Source organism: Actinomadura macra NBRC 14102, assembly GCF_001552215.1.
Lineage (GTDB): Bacteria > Actinomycetota > Actinomycetes > Streptosporangiales > Streptosporangiaceae > Spirillospora > Spirillospora macra.
On sequence record NZ_BCQT01000009.1, the window covers coordinates 344537 to 359905 of the forward strand.

Annotated in this window: 15 protein-coding genes; 4 read left to right on the top strand and 11 right to left on the bottom strand. The window is 69.9% G+C overall.

All coding sequences use genetic code 11. The features are described 5' to 3' along the window. Positions 1–127: 127 nt before the first annotated feature. Both AMA02S_RS15415 and AMA02S_RS15420 read right to left on the bottom strand, forming a co-directional pair. Positions 128–901: a DUF3159 domain-containing protein gene (locus AMA02S_RS15415; RefSeq protein ID WP_067458260.1), complete on the bottom strand. Its 774-nt coding sequence runs from the start codon at positions 899–901 to the stop codon at positions 128–130. A gap of 25 nt (positions 902–926) precedes the next feature. Continuing rightward, positions 927–1349, bottom strand: coding sequence for an OB-fold nucleic acid binding domain-containing protein (locus tag AMA02S_RS15420; RefSeq protein WP_084265178.1), 423 nt, complete (start codon positions 1347–1349; stop codon positions 927–929). A gap of 132 nt (positions 1350–1481) precedes the next feature. On the opposite strand from AMA02S_RS15420, the gene AMA02S_RS15425 reads away from it, so the two are divergent. Together AMA02S_RS15425 and AMA02S_RS15430 are read left to right on the top strand one after the other, a co-directional pair. Then, positions 1482–2987, top strand: a complete 1506-nt coding sequence (locus AMA02S_RS15425; protein ID WP_218004977.1) for an MFS transporter — start codon at positions 1482–1484, stop codon at positions 2985–2987. Positions 2988–3102: 115 nt separating this feature from the next. Beyond that, entirely contained in the window at positions 3103–4374 is a 1272-nt protein-coding gene (locus AMA02S_RS15430; protein WP_067458263.1) for a L,D-transpeptidase, read from the top strand. Positions 4375–4389: 15 nt separating this feature from the next. Here the strand turns inward: AMA02S_RS15430 and AMA02S_RS15435 are convergent, their stop codons facing one another. The 3 genes from AMA02S_RS15435 to AMA02S_RS15445 all read right to left on the bottom strand — a co-directional run bounded on the left by AMA02S_RS15435 (position 4390) and on the right by AMA02S_RS15445 (position 7961). After that, the gene (locus AMA02S_RS15435; protein ID WP_067458266.1) at positions 4390–5262 is read right to left on the bottom strand and encodes a PhzF family phenazine biosynthesis isomerase; all 873 of its coding nucleotides are present in this window, start codon (positions 5260–5262) and stop codon (positions 4390–4392) included. A 38-nt stretch (positions 5263–5300) separates the two neighbouring features. Then, positions 5301–7049: a murein biosynthesis integral membrane protein MurJ gene (gene murJ / locus AMA02S_RS15440; RefSeq protein WP_067458269.1), complete on the bottom strand. Its 1749-nt coding sequence runs from the start codon at positions 7047–7049 to the stop codon at positions 5301–5303. A 96-nt stretch (positions 7050–7145) separates the two neighbouring features. Continuing rightward, positions 7146–7961 (bottom strand): hypothetical protein, encoded by an 816-nt coding sequence (locus AMA02S_RS15445; protein ID WP_157430597.1) that lies wholly within the window; start codon positions 7959–7961, stop codon positions 7146–7148. A gap of 308 nt (positions 7962–8269) precedes the next feature. On the opposite strand from AMA02S_RS15445, the gene AMA02S_RS15450 reads away from it, so the two are divergent. Continuing rightward, positions 8270–8620, top strand: coding sequence for a hypothetical protein (locus AMA02S_RS15450; protein ID WP_067458272.1), 351 nt, complete (start codon positions 8270–8272; stop codon positions 8618–8620). A 185-nt stretch (positions 8621–8805) separates the two neighbouring features. Here the strand turns inward: AMA02S_RS15450 and AMA02S_RS15455 are convergent, their stop codons facing one another. The 4 genes from AMA02S_RS15455 to AMA02S_RS15470 form a co-directional block, all read right to left on the bottom strand. Beyond that, positions 8806–10161, bottom strand: a complete 1356-nt coding sequence (locus AMA02S_RS15455) for an FtsX-like permease family protein (protein WP_067458275.1) — start codon at positions 10159–10161, stop codon at positions 8806–8808. Continuing rightward, positions 10158–10967 (bottom strand): ABC transporter ATP-binding protein, encoded by an 810-nt coding sequence (locus tag AMA02S_RS15460; protein WP_067458278.1) that lies wholly within the window; start codon positions 10965–10967, stop codon positions 10158–10160. Before AMA02S_RS15460 ends, AMA02S_RS15455 begins: the two co-directional genes overlap by 4 nt. A 329-nt stretch (positions 10968–11296) precedes the next feature. Continuing rightward, positions 11297–11941, bottom strand: a complete 645-nt coding sequence (locus AMA02S_RS15465) for a dihydrofolate reductase family protein (protein ID WP_067458280.1) — start codon at positions 11939–11941, stop codon at positions 11297–11299. A gap of 481 nt (positions 11942–12422) precedes the next feature. After that, positions 12423–12851 (bottom strand): MarR family winged helix-turn-helix transcriptional regulator, encoded by a 429-nt coding sequence (locus tag AMA02S_RS15470; RefSeq protein WP_067458283.1) that lies wholly within the window; start codon positions 12849–12851, stop codon positions 12423–12425. Positions 12852–12935: 84 nt separating this feature from the next. On the opposite strand from AMA02S_RS15470, the gene AMA02S_RS40300 reads away from it, so the two are divergent. Next, complete coding sequence (locus AMA02S_RS40300) at positions 12936–13313, top strand: SDR family NAD(P)-dependent oxidoreductase (RefSeq protein ID WP_084265180.1); 378 nt, start codon at positions 12936–12938, stop codon at positions 13311–13313. Here the strand turns inward: AMA02S_RS40300 and AMA02S_RS15480 are convergent. Both AMA02S_RS15480 and AMA02S_RS15485 read right to left on the bottom strand, forming a co-directional pair. Beyond that, entirely contained in the window at positions 13283–13753 is a 471-nt protein-coding gene (locus AMA02S_RS15480; RefSeq protein WP_157430598.1) for an uL16 family ribosomal protein, read from the bottom strand. The two genes, AMA02S_RS40300 and AMA02S_RS15480, sit on opposite strands and share 31 nt — an antisense overlap. A gap of 71 nt (positions 13754–13824) precedes the next feature. Continuing rightward, entirely contained in the window at positions 13825–15120 is a 1296-nt protein-coding gene (locus AMA02S_RS15485) for a NucA/NucB deoxyribonuclease domain-containing protein (protein WP_084265181.1), read from the bottom strand. Between the last annotated feature and the right edge of the window lie 249 nt (positions 15121–15369).

Sequence of the window (15369 nt, forward strand, 5' to 3'; positions counted from 1 at the left end):
CTTCCACGGCCACCGCGGTGATCGCTGCATCGCTTCGACTCGCCTGGCGACTCGCTGCGCGATCAGGTTCTCGCTTCGCTTGAACCTGGCTTCGCACGCGATCACGGCTTCCCAGCCGTCAGGCGGGTCAGGCGGCGGGACGGTCGTCGCGGTCGAGGGGGGTGCGGCCGCGGGCGAGGAGCCAGACCATCGCCGCGAGGGCCGCCACCTGGAGCGGCCAGCCCATCACGATCTTCGCGGGGCCGAGCAGCCCGCTCTGGTCGCCGTCGGCGAGGTAGATCGGGTACTGGACGGCGACGCGGAGCGCGCAGGGCAGGACCAGCAGCCACGTCAGCCGCGAGCACAGCTTGAGGATGCCCGGGTCGGACCGCCAGGCGGTGGGGTCGCCGGTGACCGAGCCGATGATGAAGCCGACGACGGGCCACCGCACCACGATCGAGAAGATCATCGCGGCGGTGTAGCCGGCGTTAAGCATGATGCCGGGCAGGAACGCGTCCTCGGCCTTGCCGGACCGCAGTGCGAAGAACGCCGCTATCGCGATGCCGACGAGGCTGTTGAGGACGAACTGGGGGCTGGACCGCTGGGCGACCCTCACCAGGAGCAGCACCACGGCCGCGCCCACGCCCGCGCCGACGGCGAGCTTGATGTCCTTGGCGGCGACATAGGTGCCGGTGAAGGCGATGGTCGGCACGGCCGCCTCGACCATGCCCCGGACGCCGCCGAGCGCCTTGCCGAGCTGGGCGCGGACCGCCGATTCGACGGTGTCGTGCGCGTTCCCGCCCGCGGCGGGCGGGGTGGCGGGGTCCGCCGGGGCGGTGGACGGCGGGGCACCGGCGCCCCCGGTATCGGGAGTGTCGGCGGTGTCGGTGGCGCGCCGGCCGGTCGCTTCTGCTTCACTCACGTCGCTCTCCCGGCCCAGCGCGGCCTCACGAACCGCCGCGCAGCTCGTATCGCGGATTGAACATGACCTTGCGCCCGTCCTGCAGGCTGACCAGTCCCTCGGCGCGGAGCCGGCGGCCCGGATCGATACCAGCGATCTTGCGGCGGCCCAGCCACACGAGGTTGATCACATCGGTGCCATCGTAGAGCTCGGCCTCCAGAGCGGGGGCGCCGCCCCGCGGACGGAGCGTCACCGTACGCAGGGTACCCGCCACGCAGTGCCGCTTGCGCGCGGCGCAGTCGGTGATCGGCGTCGCGCCCTCGTCGTCGGTGGTCTTCTGGAGCTCCTCGGCTTCGAGCTCGGCCTTGGTGGACGCCATGCGCCGCAGGAATCGCCGCAGGCCGCCCTTGCCTCGGTCCGGCACGGCGGGGTCGGTCTCGCGCGGCGCCCCGGCCGGTAGCTCGTCCATGTTCGAAGCGTATGGCATCTCGGGGGACGAATCACCACAGCCCACCCGAAGCCCCGAGGCAAGAGTGGAATGAATCATTCCGTTCTGCTATATTTGGAACAGAGCATTCCGCTCCGAACGGAAGGAAGAGCCGTGACCACCACGATCGAGACGCCGATCGCACCACCCGGGACCGCCCGCCCGAACCAGGGCCGCACGGGGGCCGCGCCGCACCCGCGCCGCTGGCTCGGCCTGTCGGCGATTTTGGCCGCGACCCTGCTGAACCTGCTCGACTCCACCGTGGTCAACGTCGCCGCCCCCGCGATCCGGGCGGACCTCGGCGGGTCACTCGCCGCGCTCCAGTGGATGGCCGCCGGCTACACCCTCGCCCTCGCCGTCGCGCTGCTCACCGGCGGGCGGCTCGGCGACATGTTCGGCCGCAAGCCCGTCCTGCTCGCCGGGGCGGCCGGGTTCCTCCTCACCTCGGTCGCGTGCGCGTTCGCCTGGTCTCCGGAGAGCCTGATCGGTTTCCGGGTGGCGCAGGGCCTGGCCGCCGCGGTGATGATCCCGCAGGGCTTCGGGCTGATCCGCGACCTGTTCGGCGCGAAGGACATGGGCAAGGCGTTCGCCCTGTTCGGCCCCGTGATCGGGCTCGCCACGATCCTCGGCCCGGTGGTCGCCGGGCTGCTCATCGACGCCGACCCGCTCGGCACCGGCTGGCGCGCGATCTTCCTGCTGAACGTGCCGGTCGGCGCATACGCGCTGGTCGTGGGCGCCCGGGTGCTGCCCGCCCCGGCGAGCACCCACCGCTCCGGAGGGCTGGACGTGACCGGAATGCTGCTCGGCGGGACCGGTATGAGCATGCTCGTCTACCCGCTCGTCCAGGGCCGCGAGCTGGGCTGGCCCACCTGGTCGCTGGCGCTGCTCGCCGGGTCGCTGCCCGTCCTCGCGCTGTTCGCCGTCCACCAACTGCGCCGCCGCCGCGCCGGACGGACGCCGCTGGTCCGGCTGAGCGTGTTCGCCGACCGCTCCTACAGCTCCGGGGTGCTGTTCGTCGTCGTCTTCTTCGGACTGATCGCCGGGTTCTCCCTCGCCACCGGGATGTTCCTGCAGCTCGGCCTCGGCTACACCCCGCTGCACGCCAGCCTGGCCATGGCGTCCTGGGCGGTCGGCGCGTTCGTGGGCTCGGCGTTCGGCAGCATGACGATGAACAGCCTCGGACGGCGCGTCCTGCACATCGGGCTGTCGCTGATGGCCGCCGGCCTGGCCGCCCTGTACTGGGTGTTCGAGGCCGCGGGCACGGGCGCCGACCCCGTCCAGGGCGGCTGGCACCTGGCCGCGCCGCTGCTGCTGTTCGGCGCCGGCATGGGCATGATCTTCGTCCCGCTGTTCGACATCATCGTGGCGGGCATCGCCGACCACGAGGTCGGCTCGGCCTCGGCAATGCTGGAGTCGATCCAGCAGCTCGGCGCCTCCCTCGGCATCGCGGTCCTCGGCACGGTGTTCTTCGAGGTCATGGGCGCACCGCAGGCGGGCGCGGGTCTGCACCGGCAGCACGCCCTGGACGCCGCGTCCCTCGTCGCCCTGCTGACGCTCGGCCTCACCGCGGTCGCGTTCCTGGTCGCCTTCCTCCTCCCCCGCCGGTCCCGCACCTCCTGATCCAGACCTCATCGAGCGTCTGGCTTGCCAAACTCGCCCTCCGTAGGTACTTCACTACGGAGGGTTTTGGCGTACAGGTGAGAAGACGTGCAGGCGAGCAGACTGGTGGCACGAGATGTTGCGCGAGTTCGGGGAACACGAGGCCGGGCGGCGCCCACCGCCCACCACGAGGAGAACGCCGGTCGTGCTGGGCGCGGCCGTCCTGATGGCGGCGGCGGGCTGCGCGTCCGGAGCGAGCGGCGAGACGACCGAGGGCCCCGGCGCGTCCGGGAACGTCGAGCCCCGGCGGCAGGCACCGCCGATCACGATCGAGCCCGCCGAGGGCTCCCGCGACGTGCGCCCTGACCAGGGCGTCGTGGTCACCGCCGTGCGCGGCACCCTCGGCCGCGTCGACGTCCGTGCCGACGGCGCGTCCAGACCGGTGGCGGGCCGCCTGTCCGCCGACCACCGGTCATGGCGGACACGCTGGCCCCTCCAGCCCGGCACCGCCTACACCGCGGCCTCCACCGGGTCGGACGGACGGGGCGGGCGCACCTCGGTCACCTCCCGGTTCAGCACCCTCCGCCCGTCCGCCACGTTCCGGATCAGCGACGTCACCCCGCGGACCGGCGAGGTCGTCGGCGTCGGCATGCCGGTGATCGTCACGTTCGACCGGCCGATCACCCGCCGCGCCGCCGTCGAACGGTCGCTGGAACTACGGACGACCCGGCGCGTCACAGGCGCCTGGCGTTGGACGGGCCCCCAGCAGATCGTGTTCCGCCCGCGCCGGTACTGGCGTGCCGGCGAGCGTGTCAGGCTCCTCGCCCACACCGCCGGCGTGCGGGCGGCGCCCGGCATCTACGGGGCGTCCGGGAACGTCACCGCGTTCCGCGTCGGCCGCTCCCGCGTCAGCACGGTCGACACGCTGCGGCACCGCATGACCGTCCGGGAGGGCGGCCGACTGGTGCGGACGGTCGGGATCAGCGCGGGCAAGGGCGGGCGCCGCGCGTACACCACCACGAGCGGCGTGCACCTGACGATGGGCAAGGGCGACCCGGTCGTGATGTCGTCGGCGTGGATGGGCGTGACGGACAAGAAGGACCCGCGCTACTACAAGATGAAGGTCCGGCACGCCGTGCAGATCTCCAGCAGCGGCGAGTACGTCCACTCCGCGCCATGGTCGGTGAAGTCGCAGGGGCACGAGAACGTCAGCCACGGCTGCGTCAACGCCCCGCCACAGTTCGCCGGCTGGTTCTACGCGGGCTCCCTGCGCGGCGACGTCGTCAACGTCACCGGCACCAACCGCGCCCTGGAGTGGAACAACGGCTGGGGTTTCTGGCAACTCCCCTGGTCGCAGTGGGTCGCGGGCAGTGCGCTCGACCGCGCGGTGACGACCACCCGTTCCTGAGCGCCCCGGCGGAGATCAATCCCTGATCGCGACGGCGGCCCCCGAGACCCTGACCCTCGGGTCGTCCGCGCGCAGCCCCACCGTCAGCACACCCGGACGGCCCATGTCGTCGCCCTGCCGCAGGGTGAGCGTCGCGTCGGCGACGACCTCACCTCGCTCGCGCAGGTAGGCGCCGAAGGCGGCCGCCGCCGCACCGGTCGCCGGATCCTCCACCACCCCGCCCACCGGGAAGGGGTCGCGGACGTGGAACACGCCGGACGATTCGCGCCACACCAGCTGGACGGTCGTGAGGTCGCGGACGGTCATGAACGCGGCCAGCCGGTCGAAGTCGTAGTCGAGGTCGGCGAGACGCCTGCGGGTCGCGGCGGCGAGGACGAGATGGCGCGCCCCGGCGAAGGCCACGCGCGGCGGCAGCGCCGGATCGAGGTCGTCCGCGCGCCACCGCAGCGCGACGAGCGCCTCGGCCACCTCGTCCTCGCCGATGTCCTCGACGTGGGGTTCGACGCTGGTGAGGGTGGCGCGGAACGTCCCGTCCGCGGCCTGGTCGACGTCCACGGGAACGGTGCCCGCGCGGGTGGCGAACGTCAGCGCACCCGGCCCGATCCGCTCCGCGAGGGCGACGGCCGCCGCGACCGTCGCGTGCCCGCAGAACGGGACCTCGGCCTTGGGGCTGAAGTAGCGGACGGTGAACGCCCGCCCCGGCTCCCCGAGCCCCTCGGGCGGGTCGGTGAGGAACGCGGTCTCGGAATAGCCGACGTCGGCGGCGACGGCGAGCATCCCCGCCTCATCCAGCGCGGACGCGTCGAGCACGATCCCCGCGGGGTTGCCCCCGTCCGGATCGGTGGTGAACGCCGAATAGCGCAGGACCGTGCCGCGAGAATCCGTCATGTCCGGAGGCAACGCCGGAACGGCCGCGCTTACTCCCGTCAGACGCGGCGGAGACGGGCCCGCGCCAGGGACGTGAAGTAGCCGAGTTCCGCGACGTTCATCAGGCGGGCGGTGCCGAGGTACAGCGCGCCCCCACCGAGGCCGCCCACCAGAACGGCCAGCACACTCGGAAGCCGGTCGCCGTGCATGTGCCCGAATCCCCAGACGACCATCGCCGCGAACGCCAGCGCGGGGAGGGCCGCCAGATGCAGCCGGACGAGCGTACGGACGATCCGGCGACCGTCCATCCCGCCGAGCCGCCGGCGCAGGACGAGCGACGAGCAGACCGCGCCGATCACGTAGAACAGCCCGTAGGCGACCGGCAGCACGAGCACGACCTGCTGCGCCGGAACGAACCGGAGCAGCGCGAACGCCGTCGCGGCCTGCGCGACCCCGGCCGGGACGGCGATCAGGCCGGGCGTCCGGGTATCGCCGAGCGCGTAGAAGACGCGCATCAGCAACTGGTGCAGGGTGAACGGGACGACCATCACCGCGAGCACCGTCAGGACGGCGCCGATGCGGCGCGCCCCGTCCGGTGTCATGCTGCCGTAGGCGAACAGCGCGACCGAGCCGGGGACCGCGAACACCAGCATCCCGAGCGACAGCGGGACGAGCAGCGCGCACGCCAGCCGCAGCCCGCGGGAGAAGTCGTCGCGCACCAGGTCCCGGCGCCCGCCGGCGACATGCGCGCTCATCCGGGGCAGCAACGCCGTGATCACCGACACCGCGATGATCGCGTACGGGAGCTGGAACACCACCAGCGCGAACTGGTAGGCGGCCAGACCGCTGCCCGCCACGGCATGGCCCGCCTCCGCGGCGGCGCGGCCCCCCGCGCGGGTCGCGACGTTCGCGGTGACCAGCACCCCGGCCTGCGCGACGACGACGTACACCAACATCCAGATCGCGGTCCGCAGCGCCTCTCCGAACCCCGAGCCGCGCAGATCGAGCCGGAATCGCCAGCGGAACCCGGCGGACCGCAGCGTCCACGCCAGCAGGACGCTCTGCACCATCGTCCCGAACGCCGAGCCGAGGCCCAGCAGAGTGAGCTGCGCGTCGGTGACGGTCTCCGGCGTCCGGCCCCGCCCGGCGACCCACAGGAACAGCAGCCCGGCGCCCATCGTGATGAGGTTGTTGGCGATCGGCGCCCACATCGGCGGGCCGAACCGCTGCCGGACGTTCAGCATCGTGCTCGACAGGCCACTGACGCCGATGAAGAAGATCTGCACCAGCAGCAACCGGGTGAGCAGCACCGTCACCTCACGCTGCCGTCCCTCGTAGCCGCCCGCGTAGAGGGAGATCAGCCGGTCGGCGGCGAGCACCGCCACGACCGTCAGCACCGCGAGCGCGAGCAGCGCGACGCCCACCAGCCGCCGCTCGGTCGCCGCGCCCCCGTCGGCGTCCCGGATCCGGCGCTTCACCAGGAACGGGACGAACACGCTGGTCAGCAGCCCGCCGAGCAGCAGCTCGTAGACCGTGTAGGGGATCATCTCGGCGGCCTGGTAGGCGTCGCCGAGCAACGCCGTCCCGAGCGCGGCGCCGATCACGACCGTCCGCAGGAACCCGGTGAAGCGGGAGAACACGGTCCCCACCGCCATGACGGCGCTGGAGTGCACGACGCTCGGCGGGTCCCCCACGTCCTCCGGGTCGCGGACGGGCACCAGCCCGTGCTCGGGCTCGCCGGGCGGCTCGTCCCGCTCCGCGGCCTCGATGACCTCTGGCATCATCCGGCGCTGCTCGCGCTCACCCATCGGCACCCCCGTGGTCCTGGTGCCGAAGTATGCCCTGTCGCCGCCGCGCGTCCCTCGTCCGAACGGCCGGTCCCGCCCGTCCGGACGGCCGAGTTCTCAGGTCGTGGCGAACTCGGCCGCCGACCAGAGGATCACGACCGCCGCCGCCACCCCGTACGCCCACGAGACCGTCGCGACGACCCTGACCCGCCGCGCCTCCGCCAGCCCGGTGAACGCCAGCAGCCACGCCAGCGCCGGCAGGACGAGGATCGCGTGCATGGTCACGGCGTGCGCCGGTTTCAGCGCGCCGGCCACGTGATAGGCGAGCCGCTGGTCCCCCGACTGCACCTCCGCCACGCCCCGCGCGATCATCGCGGCGCCGGACAGCAGCGCCAGCATCAGCGCGACGAACCCGACCCGCATCGCCAGCCGCATGCTCGGCGCGACCGCCGGGTTCTCCCGGAACGACGCGACCGCCAGCGTCACCAGCGTGACGATCAGGATCCCGCCGCCCACCGCGAGCATCCGCGAGATGGCCGTGTCGAGCACCGTCTCCATGTTGAAGTGGGACGGGACGCGCCGCCACGCCTGCACGGTGATCAGCGCGACCTCCGCCACGCAGTCGGCCGTGAACACCCCGAGGATCACGGCCCGCGTCCGCTCCTTGAGCGGCACGAACGAACCGACCCACGCGATGGTGACGAGCGTCAGCCCGAACGACAGCCCGAACGTGACGGCCTTGCGCCACGACACCGGCCCCTCCCACGGCCCTCCGTCGACCGCGAAGACGCCCAGATGGAACACCCCGGACGCCATCAGCAGCGCCCCGACCACATACGCGACCCGCTCAACACGCCGCGCGTCCGCCCAGATGCCCCCCGCCGCCGCCACCAGGGCGCCCCCGCCCCGCACGCCGCCTACCCAACCGCTCATGTCCGCTCCAATGAGTGAGTACTCACCCACTCTAGAGGACGGTGACCGCGAATACGAAAGGGGCGCCCGATGCGGGCGAACAGCACGGCGTTCCATCTGGAAGGGCTGGCGAGCCCCTAGAGTCGGGTCCTCGGTACATGGCGAGTGAGGGGCAGAGACAAAGATGAGGCTGGACCGCTTCCAACCGTGGGCAGAGCAGACCCTCACCGAGGCGAAAGGCACGTCGTCCAAGGCATCGAGCCCGGGGTTGACCAGGTTTCCCACGGATCGCGCATCACGATGACCAACGGCGCCCAGCTGCACGTCCAATGGGTACGGACGGCGCCCCCAGCGGTGACGGAAGCGGTCAGGACGAGAAGATCGTCACCGGCGAGGCACCCGCCCAGGTCGACGTCCCGGATCTCCCCGCGACCGGCAAGATCCCCACGACGGATGTGGAGCGGCACCTGACCGCGCTGCTGAACAACGGGGCGAATCCCGAACTGATCTCCGTTACCGGCTACACGCAAGATCCGAAGCTGGGCAGCGAGCGGCAGCCCTACGGGGTGAGGGTCCTCTGCCACTCGGGCGCCATCATCTCCGGGCTGTTCCGTCAGACTCTCAGTGCAGGGCAACAGTCCACGCGAGAGTCCGACTTCAAGCAGCGGGAGTCCCTGTAATGGCGAACTGTCCGACATGTGGCGCCAGGCCGTCTGCCGGCAAGGGCTCGGCCACGCCACTTCACCAGGCCGCGGGTTCTCGCGAGCAGTGCGGCGGCAGCGAGCAGCCTGCCGTCTGAGCCTCGGACGGCGCACGGCGAGCCGCCCTGACGAGGGTTCTCGTCAGGGCGGCTCGCCATTCAGGGTCAGGCGGTGACGGCCTCGACCGCGGGGGCGCGGAGGGCGCGCCGGGTCGAGCCGTAGGCCGTGGCGCCGGTGAGGACGGCGGCCAGGGCGACGACCGAGAGGTAGGTCCAGACACTCCCGTCCGGGGTGGGCGAGTCCATCCGGGCGATGCCGAACGGGACGATCGTGAAGACCGAGGCGACCGTGCCGCAGACGACGCCGGTGACCGTCAGCACCACCGACTCCAGCGCGACGGTGCCGAGCACCTGGCCGGGCGTCGCCCCCGCGAGGCGGGTCTGGCCGAACTCGCGGCGGCGGTGCGCGGTCGCGGCGACCAGGGTGTTCACCAACATGATCGCGGTGAACAGCACGACCATGCCGATGACGACCAGGTTGAGCGTCTCGATGCTCTTCTGCTCGGCGGTCTTGGACAGCCCCGCGGCGTCCGTCGCGGCGTTCTCGGTGGCCTGGAGGAACAGCGTGCCGACCGCCGTGCCGGTGAACAGGATGATCGGGGTGACCGCGGCGGCCATGGCGCCCGTCCGGCGGCGCATGTTGGTGACCGCGAGGTCGCCGGTCGCGCCGAGCAGCCGCAGCGGCCCGGCCAGTAGCGACGTGACCCGCCGTATGATCACCGGGGACAGCAGCGCCAGTCCGATCGCCGCGAGGATGTCGGCCTGCCCGGCCGTCGCCATCGCGTCGCTGCCCTTGTCGCGCATCACCGTGCACGTGACGACCGCGAGGTCGAGCGCGACCAGCAGGAACAACCCGGCGAAGACCACGCGCTTCTTGCTCATCCTCCCGGTGTCGACGGACGCGGCCATCAGCGACTCGGTCACCCGGACGCGGGTGGCGCGGCGCGCGGTGATCAGCGCGGCGGCCGTGGCTGACACGAAGGTGATGCCGAGGCCCATCGAGACGGCGATGGGGCCGAACGCGTAGGAGACGTTCCCCGGAACCTGGTCGGTGTCGTGCAGCAGGCCCAGCAGCCCCCGCCCCACCAGGACGGCCGGCGGGATCGCCAGCACCGCCGCCGCCACGGCCAGCCCGGCCGCCTCACCGACGATCATCCGGCCGAGCTGTGCCGGGGTCGCGCCGACGCTCTTGAGCAGCGCCATCTCCGAGGCCCGCTGCCGGACCGACAGCGTCAGCGTCGAGGTGACCGCGAACACCACCAGCAGCAGGCCCCAGCCGCCCACGACGCTCGCCATCGTGACCAGCGTGCTCTTCGCGGTGCCGTTGACGTTGTCGCCGCCGGCCGTGTCCAGCATGGACGCGAACCCCATCAGGATCGTCGCGCCGAGGAACATCGACAGGAAACTCGCCACGAACGCGCCCCCGCGCCCCCGCAGGGAACGAAACGCCAGCCCGATCATCGTCCCGCCTCCGTCATGGCGCGCTGCCGCTCGACCTCTTCGGCGAGGTGCGTCATACGTTCGGCGACCGCCTCGGCGGTCGGTGCGGGCTGGTGGCCGACGATCCGCCCGTCCGCCAGGAACAGCACGGAGTCGGCGTAGGCCGCGGCGACCGGGTCATGCGTCACCATGACCACCGTCTGCCCGAACATCCGGACGGCCTCTTGGAGCAGCGACAGGACGTCCCGGGCGCTGCGGGTGTCGAGCGCGCCGGTCGGCTCGTCTCCGAACACCACCCGCGGCTCGGTGACCAGCGCCCGCGCGATCGCGACCCGCTGCTGCTGCCCGCCGGACAGCTCCGCCGGAAGGTGCCCGAGCCGGTCCCCGAGCCCGACCCGCTGGAGGATCGTCTCCGCGCGCTGCCGGTCGACCCTGCGTCCGGCGAGCTTCAGCGGCAACGTCACGTTCTGCAGGACGTTCAGCGTCGGCAGCAGGTTGAACTGCTGGAACACGAACCCGATGCGCTGCCGCCGGAACCGCGTCAGCGCCGCCTCACCGTCCCCGGCCAGCAGCGCGCCGTCCACGAACACCCGCCCCTCGGTCGGACGGTCGAGCCCCGCGGCACACTGCAGCAGCGTGCTCTTACCGGAACCGGAGGGGCCCATCACCGCGGTGAACGACCCGGACGGCAGCGACAGCGACACCCCGTCCAGCGCCACGACCTGATTTCCCTCGGCGCCGTAGACCTTGCGCACTCCCTCCAGCCGGAGCGCCTCGCCCGGGGCCGTGACCGCCCCGGCCTGGTCCACCGCCTTGCGTCCGAACATCGTCTTCCCCTCTCCGCCCGGCGGCTCCAGGTGAGCGCCGCTGAGGAAGAAATTACGGACGGCCCGAGCCCGTGAGGATGGGCCCAGCACACCGAAAGGGGTAGGCAAAACCCCACCATTTGCCTCAGCTGCTGAAGGGGCCCTCCCCGGCGTACCACTCTCCTCGTGACGGCGGGCAGGCCCTCGATTAGCGTCGGCCCCGGAGGCACTGAAGCCGACGCGGCGGGTCTCCAAACCGCGCGGCGCTCGAACCCCACCAAGCAGGCGGCGTGTTCGGGTGTGATGCCGATACACCACCGAAGCTAGCGTCTCCTTAGCACGGGGCGGCTTCAGTCGACACGCCCGGCACCGTGATCGGGCGCGGACATGTCCCCCGTCTCGGGCGTGCCATCGGCGAGACCATAGCGCAGGTACACGGTGCCCTTCGTGCTGGCTGCCGGCGGTTCGAGGAGTGTGAGGTTCGTGGGCACTGCGCCGCCGTCGAACATCTTCTTCCCGACGCCGAGAACGATCGGGTGCACCCAGAGGTCGAGACGGTCGAAGAGCTTCTCGCGCAGGAGGGTCTGCACCAGGTTCAGGCTCCCGACGACCTTCACGTTCTCGTGCCGGTCACGGATCTCGTGCACCGCGCCACCCAAATCCGGGCCGAGTTGCGTGGACCCGGCCCACGACAGGTCGGGCTTGCCGCGGGAGGCCACGTACTTGGGGATGCTGTTGAAGAGTGTGGCGATCTCGTTGTCCGGCCCGCCCTCCTGGCGCGGCCAGTAAGCGGCGAAGATGTCATACGTCCGCCGGCCGAGCAGGAGGGCGTCCGTACCCTCGTACGCGGCACCGACCTGCGCCCCGGCGACCTCGTCCAGCAGGGGCGCCTGCCAGCCACCGAACGGGAACCCCACCGGGTCCTCGTCGGGGCCGCCGGGCGCTTGCCCGACGAGATCGAGGGTTGTGAACAGCTCGATATGGATGAGACCCATGGCTACTCCCGATGGGTTGGTTGTCTCGGTCGGGAGATAGACCTCTGGGTGCGCCGGCAGACTCATCGCTGCGACGGCACCCGGCTTCGCAATCGCCGACCGCCGCGCCGGTGCATCGGTCACCATCCCGCCCTGCGGTCAGCGTCCTTGTAACGCCGAGCAGGTATGCCGTGCGCCCTGATACGGACCCGCGCGTCCGATTTCCCGAACTGCGCATGCCGACCGGTCTTCAAGGGCGCCGCACAGTGCTCTGCGTCCAGCGTCACCGCAGGTCACAAGCATGATCTACGGCTGTGATACTGGGTACCCAAGCACGGCGGAGTGATGTCTGCTGACGCGAAGACATCTCATCCATGCCCCTTTGTCCGAAACCCCCCGTTCAAGCTCGCCCGCTCGCCTGGCGGGTCCGGCAGCAGGTAGGTAGACCGCGGCCCCTGAAGGCGCCGCGAGGTGGCGGATTGGTGGTCCGTCACTGGGGTGGCTACATGCTGAGGGCTTCGGTTGCGGTACGTGCGAGGGTCACGAGTTGCTGGTGGCGGGCGGCCGGCCAGGACGCTAGATGCCCCGTGAGTGCCGTGCTGACCGACTCGCGAAAGCGCGTGACCAGCTCCGTGCCCTGGTCGGTGAGGGACACCTTGACCGCTCGACGGTCCACGGGATCGGGCTGGCGCCGTACCAGTCCGCGCCGCACCAGCCGATCTACCAGGCCGGTGATGTTGGTCTTGTCACAGTGCAACCGGCTCGCCAGCTCGCCGTGGGTCAGCTCCTGGGGGGCCACCGTGGTGAGCAACTGGGCCTGCTGAGGGGTGAGCCCGAACTCCCGGCTGGTCGTGCCCCTGATCCCTTCGATCACACAGCATAGTTCGAGCAACGCCTCTGCCAGCTCCGGATCGGAGGCCGCGCGTCTCATGGTCCGAGTGTAGTTGACAGTCCATGACGTCCACTATTTAGTATGTGACATCAACAGTCTATATCACCTACTAAGGGAGCGCGGATGTCGTCGAACGCGACCGGTCGGGTAGCGGTTGTCACCGGGAGTTCACGCGGAATCGGCCGAGCGACCGCGTTGCGGCTGGCCGCGGGTGGGGCGGCCCTCGTCGTCAACTACCGCACCGACGCCGACGCGGCGAAGCGGGTGGTCGGCGACATCGAGGCCGACGGTGGTCGCGCCATGATGATGCGCGCGGACGCCGCCGACCCCGCCGAGCTCCGTATGCTGTTCGACGCGGCCGGCACAAGCCACCTTCCTCACCTCCGATGCGGCCAGGTGGATCACCGGCCAGAGCATCACCGTCGATGGCGGCCTGTCCTGACGCCGACGCCGGCCTTCCGCGATCGGGTCTACTCGGCAGCCCAGATTTGCAAGAGGTAGCGTTCGACCGACCGGGGGAAACCCTGTGTCAGGTCGTGGTCGCGCATTTTCCGGCTGATGGCCTTCCTTCCCGTGCTCAGTGCGCGCATGTGGTACCAGCCTGGCTCAAGGGCGATCTGCAAGCCGCCAGGTCCCATGGTGACGGTCCAGATGGACAACGTGTCGTTCGCGCTCATGATGCGGAACTCGTCGAACTCCTCCCACCTGAAGTCACGGTTGACCGGCGGCTCTCCGTTCCAGTGCTGGAGCCTTACCGCGGCGTAGTGATCCGGGGCCGCGCTCTTGAAATACAGCCGTTCGTCCTTGCACTCGATCCAGGAAGAGCGGCCCCCCTCGGCCTGAATCTGTGGATCGACGTCCACGATCTTCACCAGGGTGAATTGACGATACTCGATCAAAATCTCTTCTTCGTGCTCTTCAAGACAGAGATTCACGGCCATCCCCTCCAAGGGCAACGCTCCCCTGCGCCTTCGGGCGCAGAGGAGCGGCAATTCATTCCGCATAACGGAGGCTAGGATTGGATCCACACCTTGAATGGTTCATAGTACTGCACCGAGCCGCCGACCGGGAGACGCCCGTCCAGTATCCTGTCCGCGGTGTACCAGGTACCGAGGCGACTTCCGGCCTTCTGGTTATCGGCGGAGTCGAGTGCGCGAACCGAATACATTCCAGGGGTGGCGGTCGGTTCGAATTCACCGATCGCCGCACCCTCGTAGGTGGCCGAGAAGGGGAATTCGTCGCAGTCCTTTCCCTCGTCTGGATAGTTCGGCCACTTCGCCTCGCAGGTGCGCACCGCCATTGCGCGATTTTGATTACGGCGATTCTGGTCGTAGTAGAGTCGATAGATCGACTTTCCGTCCCGACAGCCTGGAATCACCTTGTTCGGGACGGTCGGAATGGTGCTCTGCGGATCGTCGCAGGCGGCCTTGATATGTTCTGCGGTCTCATTGACCTCCGGATCGCTGGTCTTGTAGAGAAGGTGAGGCGTCACCTCGGGGAAGACAGATCCCTGCGGATAGTTCGTGATGTACGGTGCCGAGTCGAAGCGGGCCGATTGATCGACCTGGAGTTGCGGGGTTCCGGCTCCGGGCAGGTCGGGACTGCTGAGGAACACCTGCCATCCCACGAAGTTGACCTTGTCCGGCCCGATGCCGTCGTTGAAACCCGATTGCAACCACATCTTGCTGTGCGGCGAGACGACCCACTGGGATATACGCTTACTGACGCCGGTATTGCTCTGAGCGTCACAGCCGCGATCGGACGTGATCTTATAGCAGTCGATCTTGAACGTCACGAGGGGATTGGGATTCGAGGAGATATTCCCCCACAGAAGGATCCTTTCGACGAGGACTTCGAAATCGACCTTGCGGGCGCCCTGGTAGCTGGTGCCAATGAAGATCACGTCGAAGGTGAAACCACCGTCGACCACACCTTCACTGTTCCTGTGGTCAAGCCGGGCCGACCAGTTGCTACAGAAGTGGAAGCGGTCCTTGAGGTAGCCGCGGACAGGATTTCCGATGATCGTTCCGGCGCACTCCGCGAGCTGCCCGGGATCCGCCTTGCGCTGGTCAGGAACTCCGTTACGATAGTTGCTTGAGTCTGCGACATATAACTGCCTGGCGGCGCTTTCGAGTACGTCTTGATAAGTGCGGTGCCGAAGTTTCGAGGTCGCTGTCTTCACGTTGGCCGGGCTCGTGAGGACCCAACTGCCATCGTTCGCTTCCGGCACGCCGGCAGCGGCGATACCGCTGAGCCCGCTGATGGCGAGTCCCAGGCCGATCGCCATCGCGGCGAGAATTTTACGCATGGTGCCATGCCCTTCTTGGATCGCTCCCGAAGGAACCCTTGTCCGTACGAATTGCCGCGCCCTGCTCGCACGGCATACAGGTGCGTCACTGCGTTGCGTGGGAACCGGCTACCTCGGCGTGGGCCCTGCGGCAGGCGATAGCCGTCACATCGGGGAGCAGTGATGATCAATTCAAAGCTAACCCAGGGCACCGGATTTGATCAAGTCTGCCGAAATGCGGATATCATCCGGCACGACAGATGGAACGAA